Origin of the sequence: Acetobacterium sp., from assembly GCF_041752335.1 — a bacterium.
In the GTDB taxonomy this organism is placed as follows: Bacteria; Bacillota; Clostridia; order Eubacteriales; family Eubacteriaceae; genus Acetobacterium.
The window spans coordinates 33,455-50,048 of the sequence record NZ_JBGSHG010000004.1 but is presented as its reverse complement, the minus strand read 5'-3'; the positions used below and the strand labels follow the sequence as shown (position 1 = coordinate 50,048).

At 39.7% G+C, this 16,594-nt stretch carries 16 protein-coding genes; 14 read left to right on the top strand and 2 right to left on the bottom strand.

Annotated elements, in window-relative coordinates:
• The first annotated feature begins 64 nt into the window (after positions 1–64).
• The 11 genes from ACEW8F_RS00650 (at position 65) to ACEW8F_RS00600 (ending at position 9,253) form a co-directional block, all read left to right on the top strand.
• A complete protein-coding gene (locus ACEW8F_RS00650; RefSeq protein WP_373481543.1) occupies positions 65–1,369 on the top strand; it encodes an RNA-binding domain-containing protein in 1,305 nt (434 codons plus the stop codon).
• Positions 1,370–1,467: 98 nt separating this feature from the next.
• Positions 1,468–2,337 carry a transposase gene (locus ACEW8F_RS00645; RefSeq protein WP_373481542.1) on the top strand — a complete coding sequence of 290 codons (870 nt, stop codon included), beginning with the start codon at positions 1,468–1,470 and terminating at the stop codon, positions 2,335–2,337.
• Positions 2,338–2,630: 293 nt separating this feature from the next.
• Positions 2,631–2,879, top strand: coding sequence for an AbrB/MazE/SpoVT family DNA-binding domain-containing protein (locus ACEW8F_RS00640; protein WP_373481541.1), 249 nt, complete (start codon positions 2,631–2,633; stop codon positions 2,877–2,879).
• Positions 2,873–3,205 carry a type II toxin-antitoxin system PemK/MazF family toxin gene (locus ACEW8F_RS00635; protein ID WP_373481540.1) on the top strand — a complete coding sequence of 111 codons (333 nt, stop codon included), beginning with the start codon at positions 2,873–2,875 and terminating at the stop codon, positions 3,203–3,205. The genes ACEW8F_RS00640 and ACEW8F_RS00635 overlap by 7 nt, the downstream gene beginning before the upstream one ends.
• On the top strand, positions 3,195–3,641 hold the full coding sequence (locus ACEW8F_RS00630; RefSeq protein WP_373481539.1) for a DUF4143 domain-containing protein: 447 nt from the start codon (positions 3,195–3,197) through the stop codon (positions 3,639–3,641). The genes ACEW8F_RS00635 and ACEW8F_RS00630 overlap by 11 nt, the downstream gene beginning before the upstream one ends.
• A 47-nt stretch (positions 3,642–3,688) precedes the next feature.
• Positions 3,689–4,150, top strand: coding sequence for a DUF3990 domain-containing protein (locus ACEW8F_RS00625; protein WP_373481538.1), 462 nt, complete (start codon positions 3,689–3,691; stop codon positions 4,148–4,150).
• Positions 4,147–4,605 (top strand): hypothetical protein, encoded by a 459-nt coding sequence (locus ACEW8F_RS00620; protein ID WP_373481537.1) that lies wholly within the window; start codon positions 4,147–4,149, stop codon positions 4,603–4,605. Before ACEW8F_RS00625 ends, ACEW8F_RS00620 begins: the two co-directional genes overlap by 4 nt.
• Positions 4,606–4,726: 121 nt before the next feature.
• Entirely contained in the window at positions 4,727–5,596 is an 870-nt protein-coding gene (locus ACEW8F_RS00615; protein ID WP_373481536.1) for a transposase, read from the top strand.
• Positions 5,597–5,709: 113 nt separating this feature from the next.
• Positions 5,710–6,444, top strand: a complete 735-nt coding sequence (locus ACEW8F_RS00610) for an HI0074 family nucleotidyltransferase substrate-binding subunit (RefSeq protein WP_373481535.1) — start codon at positions 5,710–5,712, stop codon at positions 6,442–6,444.
• A gap of 113 nt (positions 6,445–6,557) precedes the next feature.
• Positions 6,558–7,811 (top strand): ATP-binding protein, encoded by a 1,254-nt coding sequence (locus ACEW8F_RS00605; RefSeq protein WP_373481534.1) that lies wholly within the window; start codon positions 6,558–6,560, stop codon positions 7,809–7,811.
• Positions 7,812–8,068: 257 nt separating this feature from the next.
• Entirely contained in the window at positions 8,069–9,253 is a 1,185-nt protein-coding gene (locus ACEW8F_RS00600) for an ATP-binding protein (protein WP_373481533.1), read from the top strand.
• A 40-nt stretch (positions 9,254–9,293) separates the two neighbouring features.
• Here ACEW8F_RS00600 and ACEW8F_RS00595 read toward each other — a convergent pair whose 3' ends face one another.
• Positions 9,294–9,668: an EscU/YscU/HrcU family type III secretion system export apparatus switch protein gene (locus tag ACEW8F_RS00595; protein ID WP_373481532.1), complete on the bottom strand. Its 375-nt coding sequence runs from the start codon at positions 9,666–9,668 to the stop codon at positions 9,294–9,296.
• Entirely contained in the window at positions 9,655–11,217 is a 1,563-nt protein-coding gene (locus tag ACEW8F_RS00590; protein ID WP_373481531.1) for a hypothetical protein, read from the bottom strand. The genes ACEW8F_RS00595 and ACEW8F_RS00590 overlap by 14 nt, the downstream gene beginning before the upstream one ends.
• Positions 11,218–11,589: 372 nt before the next feature.
• Between ACEW8F_RS00590 and ACEW8F_RS00585 the strand changes: the two genes are divergently transcribed.
• From ACEW8F_RS00585 to fliD, 3 genes are all read left to right on the top strand, one after another.
• Positions 11,590–13,734 (top strand): chemotaxis protein CheW, encoded by a 2,145-nt coding sequence (locus ACEW8F_RS00585; protein WP_373481530.1) that lies wholly within the window; start codon positions 11,590–11,592, stop codon positions 13,732–13,734.
• A gap of 44 nt (positions 13,735–13,778) precedes the next feature.
• Positions 13,779–14,591 (top strand): protein-glutamate O-methyltransferase CheR, encoded by an 813-nt coding sequence (locus ACEW8F_RS00580; protein ID WP_373481529.1) that lies wholly within the window; start codon positions 13,779–13,781, stop codon positions 14,589–14,591.
• Between the two features lie 102 nt (positions 14,592–14,693).
• Positions 14,694–16,583 (top strand): flagellar filament capping protein FliD, encoded by a 1,890-nt coding sequence (gene fliD / locus ACEW8F_RS00575; RefSeq protein ID WP_373481528.1) that lies wholly within the window; start codon positions 14,694–14,696, stop codon positions 16,581–16,583.
• Positions 16,584–16,594: the final 11 nt, after the last annotated feature.

The window sequence follows — 16,594 nt, the reverse complement described above, 5'->3', positions numbered from 1 at the left end:
TAAAAGTGGCGTAAACTGAAAATCAGTAGCAAATTGAAAATAGCTTAGAAAGAGCGTGAGTAGATTGATTGAAAATAATCGATTGGAATTTAAGAGAGTATTGAATGATAGTTTAGAAAAGGAAGTGGTAGGCTTCTTAAATTATCATGAAGGCGGTGAAATTCACATTGGAATTGACGATAATGGTACGATCTTCGGAGTCGAAGATTCAGATGATATGCAAAAACGTATCGTAGATAGAATAAAAAATAACATCTATCCCTCAACGATGGGCTTGTTCGATGTAGTAACAGTTAATATGGATGAAAAAAATATTGTCAAAATCATAATATCGAGTGGATCTGAAAAACCCTATTACATCAGAAAATATGGAATGTCACCTGGTGGCTGCTTTCTTAGGGTCGGGACAACGGTTCAACAAATGAACAAAGAAATGATTGATTCATTGTATTCAAAACGAATTAGAAACTCGTTAGGTCAGCTTGTATCACCACGACAGGATTTATCATTCAAACAACTTAAAATATTCTATGAAGAGAATGGGTTTGATTTGAACAATAAATTTTTGAATAATTTAGAATTATTTACGGAAGATAATAAGTTTAATTACGCCGCTTATTTGCTGGCTGATGAAAACGGAATTTCTATGAAAGTTGCAAAATATTCGGGCACAGATAAAGTTGATTTAATTGAAAATGCTGAATTTGGATATTGTTCCTTAATAAAAGCTACGGAGAGCATTCTTAACAAGTTAGAAATTGAGAATATTACAAAGACAAAAATCACTTCAACTGTTCGTAAAGAAAACCGTCTTGTCGACCCAACGGCTCTTAGGGAAGCTGTTATTAACGCCATAATTCACAATGAATATACAAATGGAATACCACCGGTTTTCGAAATATTTGCTGATCGGTTTGTTATAACCTCATCAGGAGGACTGCCCCAAGAACTTAACCAAGCTGAATTCTTTGACGGCATTTCTGCCCCACGGAATAAGGAACTAATGCGAGTGTTTAAAGACGTCAAACTCGTTGAACAGCTCGGTTCTGGGGTTCAAAGAATATTAAAAATGTATGATAGAAGCATTTTTAAGTTTAGCCCAAATTTTTTAAAGGTAAGCTTTCCAATGGAAAATGTCGGGGAGAATGTCGGGGAGAATGTCGGGGAGAATCCTTTTAAGCCAAATAACACGCAAACGAAAATTATTAGTCTAGTTAAGCTGGATAGACATGTGACTCAGGAAGAACTTAGTAAAAAGTTGAATAAATCAGTTAGAACGATTGAAAGAAACATGAAAACACTACAAGAAGCAAAAATAATTGCCAGAATCGGTTCCAATACAACTGGATATTGGGAGGTTCTCAAATAGATGACTATGCCTTACATTACACCAACTTATAAACTTTATATCACCTTTTATTAGTGTGTCGGTGCCGATTGATACCAATTTTTCTGATGGAGGATAAGATGGGGAGAAAACCAAGGGTTGAATTCGAGGGAGCTGTCTACCATGTGATCAAGCGGGGAAACAACCGGGCCTTTATCTTTCAGAGCCGAGAGGACAAAGAAGACTTCTTAAAATGCCTGGAAGCTGCCAATGATGAGGCGGCGTTTAACTTGCTGGGCTATGTGATTATGGATAATCATTATCATTTAATCATCGAAATAAAAGAAAAGCCGCTGCAGAAGATTATGCAGAAAGTGAATAATGCTTACAGCAAAAGCTATAATAAAAGACATCAACGGATGGATCATGTTTTTGGTGGCCGGTATAAGGCACTGCTGGTAAACGATGATAGATACCTGTTAACCCTGCTCAGGTATATTCACACTAATCCGGGCAGAGCCGGAATCCAGAAAAGTATGGCCGCATATAGCTGGAGCAGCGACTGCTTTTATCGGCAGAACATAAAAAAGCTGGTTCATATCGATAAAATTTTGGATATGTTTTCAAAAAATCGGATGGTTGCAATTAACGAGTATCAGCGTTTCATGGAATGCGAAGATCCAACCCTAAACCATAAAGATTTTTTTGAAACGGGTTTGGTGATTGGCGAGGAAGATAAACAAAATGACTGCCATGAAGGAGGTTCTTCGAATAAGGAAATCCTCGATGAAATTCTAAAGCGTGTCGTCGCAAATGATGAAACCTTTCATTTGATTAAGGCCGGTTCACGACAGCGGTTTTTACGTGACGATAAAATTTCATATGTTAAAGCGGCGCTTGAACAGGGCTACACGTTTAATGAAATTGGCACAAACATTGCCATCTCGGCGACGGCAGCCAATCGAATGGTGATACACTCATCACAAAATTTTATGGAAGGATCTTTCTGATATGGGGGAAATCTCTTAACTTAAGGATCTTTCCTATGAAGAGATCAGAGAAAAGCGTCAGGATAGGTCACGTTCCATCCTCGATGCCTTTTGGTCGTGGGTTGACGAAACTGCGGCGATTCCAACGACAAATGAAAAATTGACTAAATCCTTAAATTATTCCAAACGTGATGAATTTTAATAATAGTGCAATTCTCAAAAAGTGACAGGTACTGACACCTTAAGATTGACAAATGGTTAATAAAAGTATAGACTAAGTATATACTATCATACTTATACGAGGAGTGGTGAAAATGCAAACATCAATAGTCAAGTGGGGTAACTCACAAGGTATTCGATTACCTAAACATTTATTAAGTAGGGCACATATTTCAGATAGGGATGTTGTTGATGTTACTGTTGAGGAGGATGCTATTATTATAAAAAAGTGTTGTAAACGTAAGAAGTATCGAACACTTGAAGAGCTTTTTGAAGGGTTTGATGGTGATTGTACAACAACTGAAATAGATTGGGGTAAGCCTGTTGGTAAGGAAGTATGGTAAAACAAGGGGCTATTATTAAGTTGAATTTTGACCCGCAATGTGGTCATGAACAAGCGGGGTTTAGACCAGCAGTAGTTGTGAGTAATAATTCTTTTAATAAGAGAGTAAATATGACAATTGTTTGTCCAATTACGAATACGTGTCGATCAAATCCTTTACATGTAGCACTTGATAATCGAACAGTTACGACGGGTTATGTTTTGTGTGAACAGATTAAGACAGTAGATTTGGGTGCAAGACCATATCAGTATATTGAAAGTATACCTGATGAGTTATTAGACGATATTGTAGAGGTTATTTTTGCCGAGATTGGTATTGTTGATTGAGAGTCGTGCCCGATACCAACTTATACGGGTCTCTGTGCCTATCTGCTCAAGTGGGGGTAATCCCCAGGCGTTGGAAAAAGGTCCGATGGCGGGAGCATTTTTTGAGAGTTATACATTCACGGAAATTTACAAGAGCTTCTTGAATGCAGCAAAAAAGCCCCCGCTTTATTACTATCGAGATAAAGACAAGAAAGAAATAGGATTACTGATCCTGGAAAATGGAAAACTCTATCCCATCGAAATAAAAAAATCGGTCTCTCCAGGTAAAACGACGATTAAACATTTTGATGTCTTAAAGCCAGTAACCGAGCCGGAAAAATTCGTCAGCCTGGCACAATTGAAAATTGAGGTGGGGACAGGCAGTGTGATCTGTATGGCAAATGATTTATTGCCAATACACGAGAAGAATTGGTATGTTCCTGTCTGGCTGATTTAAGTGGAATCAGTTCATGACACAAAATTTTATGGAAGGATCTTTCTGATATGGGGAAAATGACGGTTTACCACGGTGGCGATACGATCATCGAGAATCCAAAGATTATAAAAGGTAAAAACACAAAGGATTTTGGGTATGGATTTTACTGCACCATTATCCGGGAACAGGCGGAACGTTGGGCAAAGCGTTATGATAGACCAGTAGTCAGTGTTTATACCGTTCGAATGAATACCGGCCTGAATATTCTTGAATTTAGGGAAATGACGGATGCATGGCTTGATTTTATAATCGACTGCCGCAACGGAACAGCACATAACTATGACATCGTGATTGGCGCAATGGCAAACGACCAGATTTACAATTATATTGCTGACTATATCGATGGTATTATTACCCGTGATCAGTTCTGGTCATTGGCGAAGTTTAAATATCCGACACACCAAATCAATTTTTGCTCGACCGAAGCACTGAAGTGTCTTGAATTCGTATCAGCAGAGGAGGTTTCATGATGATTGGAAGGGAAAACCAACAAGCAAACAATTTGTTTTTTACATGTAGCCTGATTGAATATATTGCCAGAAAAACCAAAAACAAACGGACCGACACTGTTGATGGGCTCGGGCGAGTTGCAATTGAAAAGATTTATGATTTGGCAGATGTTTATCACAGTGACAATATTGAAACCGTCAGTGACGATTTCATTGAGAAATCAGGTCTTACAGTCGGCTCTTATGACAATGTTTCGGCCGCTAAATATGCAGTGCCAAGCTATTGGGATATTGGTAAGGTGTATAAGCGACTGATTCTTGGAATCGCAGCAAAAAAAAATCTACCCATCGTGGATGCTCTATTTGAAGCCTATCATTCCTTCGTGAGTGAAAAAATTGATGATTATAATAGCAGTTTCTACTATGAAGCTCCCCAAAACATTCTGAACGCTTTTCTGGATGGGGAAATTGAATAAACATGTTAAAAGCAGAGATTGGTGCCTGACACTAATATTTAAACTTGTTTGCATATTGCCTTTGATATGGTATAATACCTCTAGTGAATGAAGCCTATTAAATATGCTGATGGAGGAAGTGATGGGGAGAAAACCACGGGTTGAATTTCAGGGAGCCATCTACCATGTGATCAAACGGGGAAACAATCGGGACTATATCTTTCGAAGCAGAGAAGATAAAGAAGAATTCTTAAAATGCCTGGAAACGGCCAATGAGGAAGATGCCTTTAACCTGTTAGGATATGTGATCATGGATAATCACTATCATTTGATTATCGAGACAAAAGAAATGCCGCTGAATAAAATCATGCAGAAAGTAAATAATACCTACAGCAAAAACTACAACAAAAGACATAATCGTACGGATCACGTTTTTGGCGGCAGATATAAAAGTATTCTGGTAAACGATGACAAATACCTTTTTTCTTTGCTCAGATACATTCACACTAATCCGGTCAGGGCTAAGATAATTCACAATATGGCTGACTATGGCTGGAGCAGTGATCAATTTTATCGCAATAGCATAAAAAAGCAGGTGCATATTGATAAGATTTTAAAGATGTTTTCTGAAAACCGGACAGTGGCGTTGGTTGAATATAAAAATTTAATGGAACAGAAAGAAGAAATTATTAATCCGAAAGATTTTTATGAAGCAGGTGCGGTTATTGGCGAAGAGCAACAGAAAAGTGACGATCCTTTGGGAAGCTGCCAGCACAATGAAACCTTAGATGAAATTTTAAGACTTGTGGTTAGAAGCGAAGAAGCGTTTCAATTGATTAAGTCAGGATCAAGACAAAGATTTTTAAGTGATGATAAGATTTCTTATGTTAAAGCGGCGGTGGAACAGGGCTACACCTTTAAAGAAATTGGTAACAACATTGCGATCTCGGCTGTCGCTGCCAATAAAATGTTGCTAAGGAGCCTCAGTCATGAACCTGACACAAACTTATAAACTTGTTTGTTAAGCAAGAAGTGGCGTAAACTAGATAATCAGTAACAAATTGAAAAGAGCTAAGAAAGAGCGTGAGTAGATTGATTGAAAGTAATCGATTGGGAGGTTCTCAAATGATCGAACAGAAGGCGGGTACATTGAGCATCGGTTTAGGATCAGCTGAAAAGACCGCGAAAATGAAAATGGAAAAATTGTTTGAGCAGGTTAAAAAATGCGCCAGTAATTATCCGAATATCTATAAAATTGTCCTATTTGGATCACGGGCAAGAGGGGATTATCGATCAAATAGTGATATCGATTTAGCCATATTTAGTAAAAGCAGTTCCAACCTTGAGGTAGCGAATTTTACGAATGATATTGAGGATCTGGACACCTTGTTAAAATTTGATATAATTTTCATAACACCCGACACGGATCCTCGTTTGCTGGAAAATGTCAAGAAAGAAGGAGTTGTTATCATGGAATTATTATCAAATAAAGTCGAGAATTTCAAAAAAGCAGTTGATCGCCTGTATGAAGGAATTTTAGAACTTCAGGTTAACGAGAGCAGCGTTGTTCGTGATGGGGTTATCCAGCGATTTGAATTTACGACGGAACTTGCCTGGAAAGCTGCTAGGGAGTATCTGATGGATCAAGGGTTCGTCGATATTAATAGTCCCAAGTCTGTGATGAAAGAAGCCTTTAGCTTTGGTTTAATCTCTGACGATAAGATCTGGATTCAAATATTAAATGATCGAAATATGACTTCCCATATATATAAGGAAGAACTCGCTGATGAAATTTGCGAGCGAATAATAAAGACCCATTTTCAGGAGCTCAAAGCTCTTTCACAACGTTTGAAGGAGTAATGTTGGGGAGCCGCTGATTATTCATTTCTTGACAAAACGAAGCAATCCGACTAAAATAAAATTAGAAGTTATTTTAGTCGGGTTTTTTTATTTATAAGAACGAGGTGATACCCATGTATATTAAACGCGCAGCGGAAGACGCAGTCAAGCAGATTATTCAGACTTTTCCGGTTCTTTTGGTAACTGGGCCCAGACAGGTGGGCAAATCAACAATGCTCCAAAATCTGGCTGAAAGTAATCGAAAAATGGTTACTCTGGATGATCCGGATGTCCGTTATTTGGCCAAGAACGATCCGGCCCTGTTTATGCAGCGGTATACAGCACCGGTCCTGATTGATGAAATCCAATATGCGCCAGAGTTGTTGCCATATATTAAAATGGAAGTGGATCGAAACAAAAAAAACGGCGAATATTGGCTGACCGGTTCCCAGGCGTTTCATTTGATGAAAGATGTCAGCGAGTCTCTTGCTGGCCGGGTGGGTATTGTCAATCTTCTTGGTTTATCTAACAGCGAAGTGTCGGGCGTAGCGTCAGAAGTTTTTTCGACTGATCCCAAGCAACTGATGAGACGAATGGAGACCACCCAAAAGCAGGGGTTGAATGAAATATTTGAACGAATCTTCAAAGGATCGATGCCACGTTTGTATGCCGAAGATAATGTGGACTGGGAAACCTACTATCGCTCCTACGTCGATACCTATCTACAGCGGGATATCAGAGATCTGACCCAGGTGGCCAATGAAATGTCTTTTTATAACTTTATGACAGTTGTTGCAGCAAGAACGGGCAAACCGGTTGTTTATGAAGAAATTGCCAGCGAGTCGGGAATTTCCGCTCCGACGGCAAAGAAATGGCTTTCCATTTTGGTTTCCTCTCATATTATTGCGATGGTACAACCTTATCACAACAATGTTTTAAAGCGAGTCACAAAAATGCCGTTACTCCATTTTCTTGATACCGGTCTCTGTGCTTATTTGCTCAAGTGGGGCAATCCTCAGGCCTTGGAAAAAGGGCCGATGGCGGGGGCATTTTTTGAGAGCTATACATTCTCTGAAATTTACAAGAGCTTCTTGAATGCCGCAAAGGAGCCGCCGATCTATTATTATCGCGATAAAGATAAAAAAGAAATTGATTTGTTGATTCTGGAAAATGGAAAACTCTATCCCATCGAAATTAAAAAAGCTGCTTCGCCAGGCAAAACGGCGATCAAGCATTTCGATGTATTGAAGCCAGTAACAGAGCCCGAAAAGTTCGGCAGTCTGGCACAACTGAAAATTGAAGTGGGAACAGGCAGTGTCATTTGCATGGCAAATGATTTATTACCAATCAACGAAAAGAATTGGTATGTCCCAGTTTGGCTGATTTAGAGATTGTGGGGACCCCGCTGGGGCAATAGAATATTCGAAGCTGTTTTGGCAGTGATTGTGTGCTCGACAACAACTCACAACTCATAGACATAATTATTCACAAAAAATAGCGCCTGATAGCTATTTATAAATTTTATCGTTTTGGATAACAAAAAAGTACAGATATATTTATTTTTTTATAATATAAGATGAAAACTTGTTTACATAATTGTTTTATCATGCTATGGTATCATTAACATTAATTGGAGGTGTTCGTCATGGTACCAAGAAAACAATACATGGAAAAACTAAAAAAAATGAAAGACAAAAACATTATCAAGGTGATTACAGGTATCCGTCGCTGTGGAAAGTCCACCCTGCTTTTGATGTTTAGAGCGTATCTGAAAGAATGTGGCATCTCAGACAATCAAATTATCTCGGTCAACTTTGAGGACGTTACCAACGAGCACTTACTTGATTATCGGAAGCTCCATGAGTATGTCACTGCACAGCTGGTTCCCGGCAAAATGACCTATGTGTTTTTGGATGAAGTGCAGAATGTACCACAGTTTCAGAAAGCGGTCGATAGCTTGTTTATCAAGGACGATGTGGATGTTTATATCACCGGTTCAAATGCTCAGATGCTTTCCGGTGAATTGGCCACGTTGCTTTCTGGCCGGTATATCGAGATCAGTATGTTGCCCCTGTCCTTTGCGGAATATTTTGAACTGGTCGGCGGAGAAAAGCGGGATGCCTGGAACAACTATTTCAAAAACGGCGGTTTCCCCTATACTGCCTTTATTGAGGACGAGGACATTCGCAGGGACTATCTGATGGGAATCTATAATACCGTTTTGCTCAAGGATGTCGTAGCACGAAAACGAATCAGCGATATTCCGCTGCTTGAAAGTGTAATTAAGTTTGTTTTTGACAATATTGGCAATATCGTGTCTTCAAAGAAAATCGCTGACAGTCTGACTTCTTACGGGCGAAAAACGACTTCGGTTACTGTTGAAAATTATATTGAAGCCTTAACTGGTGCCTTTATTCTATATAAAGTTAATCGGTATGATGTCAAAGGTAAACAACATCTTAAATCACTTGAAAAGTATTATCTGGTGGACATTAGCCTACGCCGCATGTTGCTCGGAGATAAAAATGCTGATATTGGCCATATTCTTGAAAATATCGTCTATCTGGAACTTCTGAGGCGTGGATATACAGTCGACATCGGCAAGGTTGATGATAAAGAAATTGATTTTATTGCGACGATTGGTGGTGACAAAGTGTATTTTCAGGTGTCAGCAACTATTCTTGACCCTGCCACTTTTGAGCGTGAAATAGCTCCGCTAAAAAAAGTTGCCGACCACTATCCCAAATTTATAATTTCGATGGATGAGTTGCCGATGGATGAAGATGGCATCAAACAGGTCAATATCATCGATTTTTTACTGAGCGCCTAACACCAATTTACAGGTAACGCCCCTCGGATACTATTGATCCTCAAAACAACCGATCCCCGACATCATTCCCCTCGGCCAGATTAAGCAGCGACACATAAATATTAACCACAATCTGAAACAGTTCCGGTGGGATTTCCTGGCCCATCTGGAGTTTAGAGAGTAGGGTCGCGGCAGAGTCATCGTGATAGATGGGGATGCCGTTTTCTTCGGCGACATTTAAGATTTTTTGGGCAACAAAACCAGTGCCGGCGGCGACAATAACCGGCGAATTGTTTTTATCCGGATCATACCGAAGGGCGGTTACTTTTAAGGGCTTATCGACTTCGGATTCTTCTTCAACTGATTTTTTATTTGGCTGGCCGTCCTGGATGTGGACGGTCTTTTTGTTTGTTTTTTTATTTTTAGATGGTGACATCGAGACCTACCTTTCTGAAAGCCAATTTGGGAAAACGCTGCAGGATGGTCTGGCTGTGCAAGTATTCACCGACTCCATAACCAGCCAGGGAATAGCCTTGTTCCTCAACGATGGTTTTTAATTGTTCTCTGGTCGATTTCAATGTTTCAACCAGAGGCGCCGGGGACTTGATATTCAGGGTAATATTTTTATCCCGGGCCAGCAGCTCCACCTCAAAATTTCCGTAGCGGTCCGATTGGATGGTAAAGAAGATATCAGTGGCATTTTCAGCACTTCCTTTTTCTCCTTTTTTTGCAGTGGGGTCTTTATCCACAAAAAACTCGCCATATGAATTTTCGTCCAGAAAACGTAACGGAATTAAAAAATGCATAAGGGTAAAGATAGGGCTTTCGTTTCGGACCATGGTTTCCAGCAGGTTTTGGGCAGAGTTGATAATTTTGTTTGAATTCTTTTCATCCAGAGCCTGTTCCAGCAATTGAGCCAGCGCAACCTTTTCACCTTCACCGAGATTTCGGGAAGAGGATTCTAAACGATCGGCGAGAATTTCCGCTTCCTTGGCATGGAGGAAAAGCTGGTTTTTCATATCCACAATTTCACTGTCGGTTAAGCTGGAAAGGGATTTTAAAGCCTGAGAAAAGCGCAGCACGGCTGCTTCCAGTTGTTCGGGGTTGCCTTTGTCATAACGGACAATATGATCGATAATGGTTGCCACCGATTGATAAGTTTTATCGCTGTATGCCTGAGATTGCAAAATCTGCCGAAGGGCCGGGATGGTATCGTTTTTCAGCAGCTGTTGAATTTCCTGGTAGTTGAGATTTTTGGAACTGAGCAGAGTTTCGATCCGCAATAAACGCTGTTCTAATTGAGCACCCAGTTTACCATTTTGGGCGGCTTTCAAATTGATCAGGTTTTGGAGTTCCTGGTTGGGTTGTTCTTTTCCATTTGATTGGTTTAAAACGGCTTCCAGTTTTATTAGCTGTTGTTCAAGCAAGGCCTGCTCCTTAGATGGAAGCGTCATCAGTAACCGGCTGGTTTCTAAAAAGATACCATTAAGGGTCTGGTTACGGTTCACATAGGCATCATAGTGTCTGAGAATCGATGTAATGGCGTCTTTTAACTGGGGGTACCCTTCTAGTTTAGCCAGTGATCGCAGGCTGTCAAAAAAAGACCCCTTAAAGATGGAATCAGTTTTATCCCGGAGCAGCAGCTCGCTTAACAGATCCTGGGAATTGATAAAAATGCCATCTAATAGTTCCTTGGGAAGGGCACCGGCAGAAGATTCAAAAAGCTGAGAGATCAGCACCAGTTTGCGCAACGCATCGGCCTCGGCGGTGGTACTGTTCATCAGCGGTTTTAGAATTTCTTTTTGTAAATTCTGAAACAGGGTTTCCCGGAAACTCTCCTTTTGGTAGTTTTCTGAAACAGGTTCTATTTTAACGGCGTTATCAAGGTTTTTGATGTCAAAAATCGAATCGCTGGGGGTATGTTTACTTGGTATATCGGTAACTTTGGGGGTGGAAACGGTTGAGGTGATTTTGATACTATCCAACAGAGAGCTCCTTCCTATTCGTAATAACACAAATCTGCGACGATGCGACTTGTGAGGGTGCGTAGTTAATTTAGATTATACTGTATTAGTAAAAGATAATCAATCATTTCAGAATTGAATTCAAAAGTAGATCAGAAATGATAAAGCTTTGCGAATTTTTTATATAGTTCTAAGGATTCAATTATTTTTGTCGATATATAAATAGATGAATAATCTAATACTGTGATTTTGTAGAAAAACAAATCGCTCAGGCTGATAAAGTCCACTAAATAGGGGTATATCATAAGAGATTAAAAAATAAAGTGCATTTATTACAAAAAGCCGATATAATAAATTAAGATAAAAATTTCGTGTATATAAAGGATGGACAAAATGAGTAATTATGATTCTGGAAATGATTCCATTTTAGAGATGTATATTTTTGAATCGGAAACACTGCTTGATCAATTAGAGGAAATTTTACTTCAATCTGAGGACAATGCGGAACTGACACCGGATGACATTAATGAAATCTTCCGGATTATGCATACCATAAAAGGGTCTTCAGCAATGATGGAATTTGACATGCTGGCCCATTCCTCTCATAAGTTGGAGGATCTGTTTTTCGTAATTCGGGAAAACGGAATCAAGCCGGAAGACTTCGGGGATTTAATGGATCTGGTTCTTAATTTCTCCACCTTCTTAAAAGGGGAAGTAGAGAAGATCAAGAACAACGAAACCCTGTTGGATGAAAACGAAGAACTAATTGTCGAAACTGATGCGTTTTTAAATCGGATCAAAGGATTATCCCAGGAAACAAACCTAAAAGCACAAGGAGAAATCATCAACGACGGATCAGATGATGACGCATTAGAAACACTTGATGCGGCGGTTGAAGATGATTTGTTTGGTGATATGAGTTTTGAAGAGCTGTTAAATGATGATTCAGCCGACGTTGAGGATCAGGATGACGATTTTTTGACCAGCGAAAAGATCAATGTTTACTGCATTCATACGCGGTTTAATGAAGATTCGCAAATGGAAAATATCCGGGCGTTTATGCTGGTTAACAAACTGGAATCGATTGGGAAGGTGACAAAGACCATTCCGGAGCAATTAAATAATAATCCGGAGGCCGCCGGGATTATTTTGAAAAACGGATTCTTATGTCATCTTGAAACAAAGGCCGACAAGGAAACCATCGAGAACGTCGCACTTGGTATTCTTTCTGTGAAATCCATTGAATTTCTTGATTGTGCCCAGGAAGAAGTTACCACAACAGAAATTGATATGAAACCTGAAATGGCTGCGACTGGAAAAAAAGCACCGGAAAAAGTTGTTGATGCCAATAAACAAAAAAATAACGTCCAAAATCTGATCAGCGTCGATCTGAATAAGCTGGATACCCTGATGAATCTGATCGGGGAGATTGTTATTACTGAATCGATGGTGTTTGGCAGCGTCGGTATGGAAGGAAAACGGGACGAGAGCTTTGAAAAAGCCTCAACCCAATTGCAAAAACTGACGGATGAACTCCAGGATATTGTCATGTCAATCCGGATGATTCCCATCGCGGGCACCTTCAAAAAAATGCAGCGGATAGTTAGAGACGTTGGCAAGAAGCTTAAAAAAGAAGTGGAATTTATCACCATGGGGGAAAGCACCGAGGTTGATAAAACCATCATCGATGGGATTGCCGATCCACTGATGCATCTGGTTCGAAATGCCATGGATCATGGCCTTGAAAGTGCTGCAGAACGAATTGCTGTCGGGAAAAACCCGGTCGGTAAGGTAATTCTGTCAGCCCAGAATGTTGGCGGTGATATTATTATTTCGGTCAGTGATGATGGCAAGGGTTTGGATCCCGTTGGGATTCTGGAAAAAGCCAAAGAGAAAAAACTGCTGGTAAAACCGGAGGAAGAGTATTCTGAGAAAGAAATTCTTAATTTGATCATGGCCCCAGGTTTTTCGACCAAAGAAACTGTTACTGAGTTTTCTGGTCGTGGAGTTGGTATGGATGTGGTTAAGAAAAACATTGAAAAGGTTGGCGGATCCATTTCCATCGAAAGCGAAAAAGGATCAGGCACCAATATTTTCTTAAAAATACCGCTGACACTTTCGATTATTTCGGGGATGGAAGTTCTGGTCGGGGAAGACATTTATGAAATTCCCATCAGTAATATTCGGGAAACATTTAAAATTACGTCCAATCAGCTGATCAAGGATCCGGACAACAACGAAATGGTGATGATCCGTGGGGTATGCTATCCCTTAATTCGTCTTCATGATATTTTTGAAGATAAAAAGTGCGAAACTCATATTGAAGATGGTATTTTAATGCTGGTGGATTCAGGGGATACATTTGCCTGTCTGTTTATGGATGATCTAATTAAGAAACACCAGATTGTTGTTAAACCGATTCCCAAATACTTAAACCATTATTCCATTAAAAACTCCGGGATTGCCGGCTGTACGATTCTCGGAAACGGCAGTATCAGTCTGATTGTCGATATCCCGGCAATTTTAGACCATTACTAGGATAGATTCACGATTAATTTAAAAACAAACAATGAGGTAAGAAAATGATAAAACTTAAGGAAGACGAATTTCAGGCGATCACAGCTTATGTGCATTCCAATTATGGCGTCGATTTACGAAAAAAGCGACACCTGATTGAAGGCCGCTTGAGTCATTATGTTTCCCAACTGGGTTATGACAACTATATGGATTATTTTGAGTATGTGAAGAACGATAAGAAGAATGATGAAATCAGTGTGCTCATTAATAAACTGACCACTAATCATACCTATTTTTTACGGGAAAGCGAACATTTTGATTTTTACAAACAACAGGTTCTTCCTTGGGTGGATGAAACTGCCAAAACCAAAGATTTGCGGGTATGGAGTGCCGGGTGTTCGTCGGGACAGGAACCCTACACCCTGGCTATGATTACCCACGACTATTTGGGCAACAAAGTCAGTAACTGGGAGAGTACCATCCTGGCATCCGATATTTCGGATAAGGTTTTAATGACCGCTAAATCCGGGGTTTATTCTAAGGAAGAACTTTCCAAGATTCCGATAGAATGGAAACGCAAGTATTTTAAAGATTATGACGAAGAATATCTCTCGGTCACGGAGCCGATCCGTAAAGGTGTGGCTTATCGGAACTTTAATTTACTGGCCCGGTTTCAATTTAAAAAACCCTTCCATGCCATATTTTGCCGAAATGTCATGATTTATTTTGACAAACCGACAAAAAACGAGGTGGTTCAGAAGTTTTATGATGCATTACAGCCGGGCGGCTATTTTTTCATTGGGCAAAGTGAGTCGCTGGCGTCGGTAGATCATAACTTTAAATATGTAAAACCATCCATTTATCAAAAAGAAGGCTAAAGTTATTTAAAAAGAAGACGATATATTAATTAAGTGAGAGACATAATCATTGAGCAAGAATTGAGCTAAAATATAAAAAAATTAAGTTTGGAGGGATAGAAAATGGCAACTTCAGTAAATTCATCTACAAGTTCATTATCAGCGTTGTCAGCCAAAACCGGGATGGCTGGTCTGGTTTCTGGCCTGGATACGGATTCTTTGGTCGAAAGCCTGACAAGTGCCAGTCGTGCAAGAATTACGAAGAGTCAACAGAAAATTCAGACAATGGAGTGGAAACAGGCAGCTTATCGCAACGTTTCCAAGACGCTTAAAGAATTCCAGAGCAAATATCTGGATGTATTATCGACAACGAATTTCAGAAGTACATCATTATATAATACAATAAATGCATCATCTGCCTCGACGAAGATTTCTGTGTCAAGCACCAGTGCTGCAATGGCAGGCAATATCACAATAGATAAAATTACCCAGTTAGCAACCAACCAGACCGTGACAGGTTTAAACAGTGCTTCTAAGCCTTTAAATGGATCGGCTATTGCAGATACAGCGGGCCTCTTAACTGGTATTTCAGAAGGTGTTAGTAAGTCTTTTCTTTTAAAAATGGATGGACAGGTTCGTACTATCACTTTGGACGATGCGTTTAAGACCTTGGCAGGGGGAACACCTGAGGGTTTTGAAGCAGCGCTGCAAACAAAAATTGATGATGCTTTTGGTAAAAAAAGTACGGGAGAATCATTAATTAATGTTTCAATGGCCGGTGGAAAGTTAGGCTTATCTGCTTCTGGCTCACAATTAACAGTCAATGCCTTAAATGGTGATAATGCGACGTTGGATTATTTAAAATTAACTAACGGACAAACGGATCGGTTAACCACAACCGCAGCCTTGGAAACCCTGCCATTAGCAGCTGCATTGGATGGAAGTGACGTGTATAATGTAAAGATTAACTCCGTCGATTTTTCATTCAGTAAAAGCGATTCGCTGGTTAGTATTATGAATCGAATTAACTCCAGTGCGGCTGGGGTAACCATGAATTATTCATCAATTACCGATAAATTTACTTTAACATCCAAAACCAGCGGAATGGGCGATAATATTGTTGTCGATGATACATCCGGTAATTTAATGGAATCATTGGGATTATTTGGTGCAGGGTCAGTAACTGCAGACGGATTAAATGCAGAATTAACCGTCAATAATCAAGCAATCGTGCGGACGTCCAACTCAATCGAAGTGGACGGCGTTAAAATTGAATTATTGGAGACGAGTGACGAGGCAATAACGATTTCATCAAAGACAGATTCAACCAGTTTAAAAGACACAATTAAGAGTTTTGTAACAGATTATAATAACATGATCGAAATGATGAATAAACTGGCTAAAGAAAATGCCGATTCAGATTATCCACCGCTTACTGATGATCAAAAAGCGGATATGAGTGAAAAGGAAATTGAAAACTGGGAGTTGAAAGCAAAGGTCGGCCTTCTTCAAAATGATAGTATTTTGAAAGGGATTGCATCAAAAATGCAGTCCATGATTTATGGCTCTGCTGTCAGTGGGGGGATCAGCCTTTATGATATGGGTATTACCTCAGCAGGATATTCAGAAAATGGTAAACTAAAAATTGATGAGGCGAAACTGACAACTGCGCTTGAAACAAAAGGATCAGCCATTCAGGAACTGTTTACCACAGAAAAAACAGGAATTGCGCAGCAATTAAATGAAATCATCAACGCCGCCGTCAAGACTACAGGAGCAAAAGGGTCAAGAGGATCCTTAATCGAAATGGCTGGTTATGAATCAACCCTTTCTGATACCGAAAACAGTATTACCGATAGTGTTACTAAAACAAATAAAAGCATTACCGCGTTAAAAACAAAGCTAAAGACGGAAGAAACATATTATTGGGGTAAGTTCTCAGCCCTGGAAACAGCGCTACAGCAATTAAACAGTCAAAGTTCAATACTAGCGCAGTTTTCATCAGGCGCATAGTTCATAGAAAG

Bases quoted from the DNA above. Each gene is read 5' to 3' on its own strand.
- ACEW8F_RS00645 (WP_373481542.1), top strand. From the start codon at position 1,468: ATGGGGAGAAAACCAAGGGTTGAATTCGAGGGAGCTGTCTACCATGTG.
- ACEW8F_RS00640 (WP_373481541.1), top strand. From the start codon at position 2,631: ATGCAAACATCAATAGTCAAGTGGGGTAACTCACAAGGTATTCGATTA.
- ACEW8F_RS00635 (WP_373481540.1), top strand. From the start codon at position 2,873: ATGGTAAAACAAGGGGCTATTATTAAGTTGAATTTTGACCCGCAATGT.
- ACEW8F_RS00625 (WP_373481538.1), top strand. From the start codon at position 3,689: ATGGGGAAAATGACGGTTTACCACGGTGGCGATACGATCATCGAGAAT.
- ACEW8F_RS00620 (WP_373481537.1), top strand. From the start codon at position 4,147: ATGATGATTGGAAGGGAAAACCAACAAGCAAACAATTTGTTTTTTACA.
- ACEW8F_RS00615 (WP_373481536.1), top strand. From the start codon at position 4,727: ATGGGGAGAAAACCACGGGTTGAATTTCAGGGAGCCATCTACCATGTG.
- ACEW8F_RS00610 (WP_373481535.1), top strand. From the start codon at position 5,710: ATGATCGAACAGAAGGCGGGTACATTGAGCATCGGTTTAGGATCAGCT.
- ACEW8F_RS00605 (WP_373481534.1), top strand. From the start codon at position 6,558: ATGTATATTAAACGCGCAGCGGAAGACGCAGTCAAGCAGATTATTCAG.
- ACEW8F_RS00600 (WP_373481533.1), top strand. From the start codon at position 8,069: ATGGTACCAAGAAAACAATACATGGAAAAACTAAAAAAAATGAAAGAC.
- ACEW8F_RS00595 (WP_373481532.1), bottom strand. From the start codon at position 9,668: ATGTCACCATCTAAAAATAAAAAAACAAACAAAAAGACCGTCCACATC.
- ACEW8F_RS00585 (WP_373481530.1), top strand. From the start codon at position 11,590: ATGAGTAATTATGATTCTGGAAATGATTCCATTTTAGAGATGTATATT.
- ACEW8F_RS00580 (WP_373481529.1), top strand. From the start codon at position 13,779: ATGATAAAACTTAAGGAAGACGAATTTCAGGCGATCACAGCTTATGTG.
- fliD (WP_373481528.1), top strand. From the start codon at position 14,694: ATGGCAACTTCAGTAAATTCATCTACAAGTTCATTATCAGCGTTGTCA.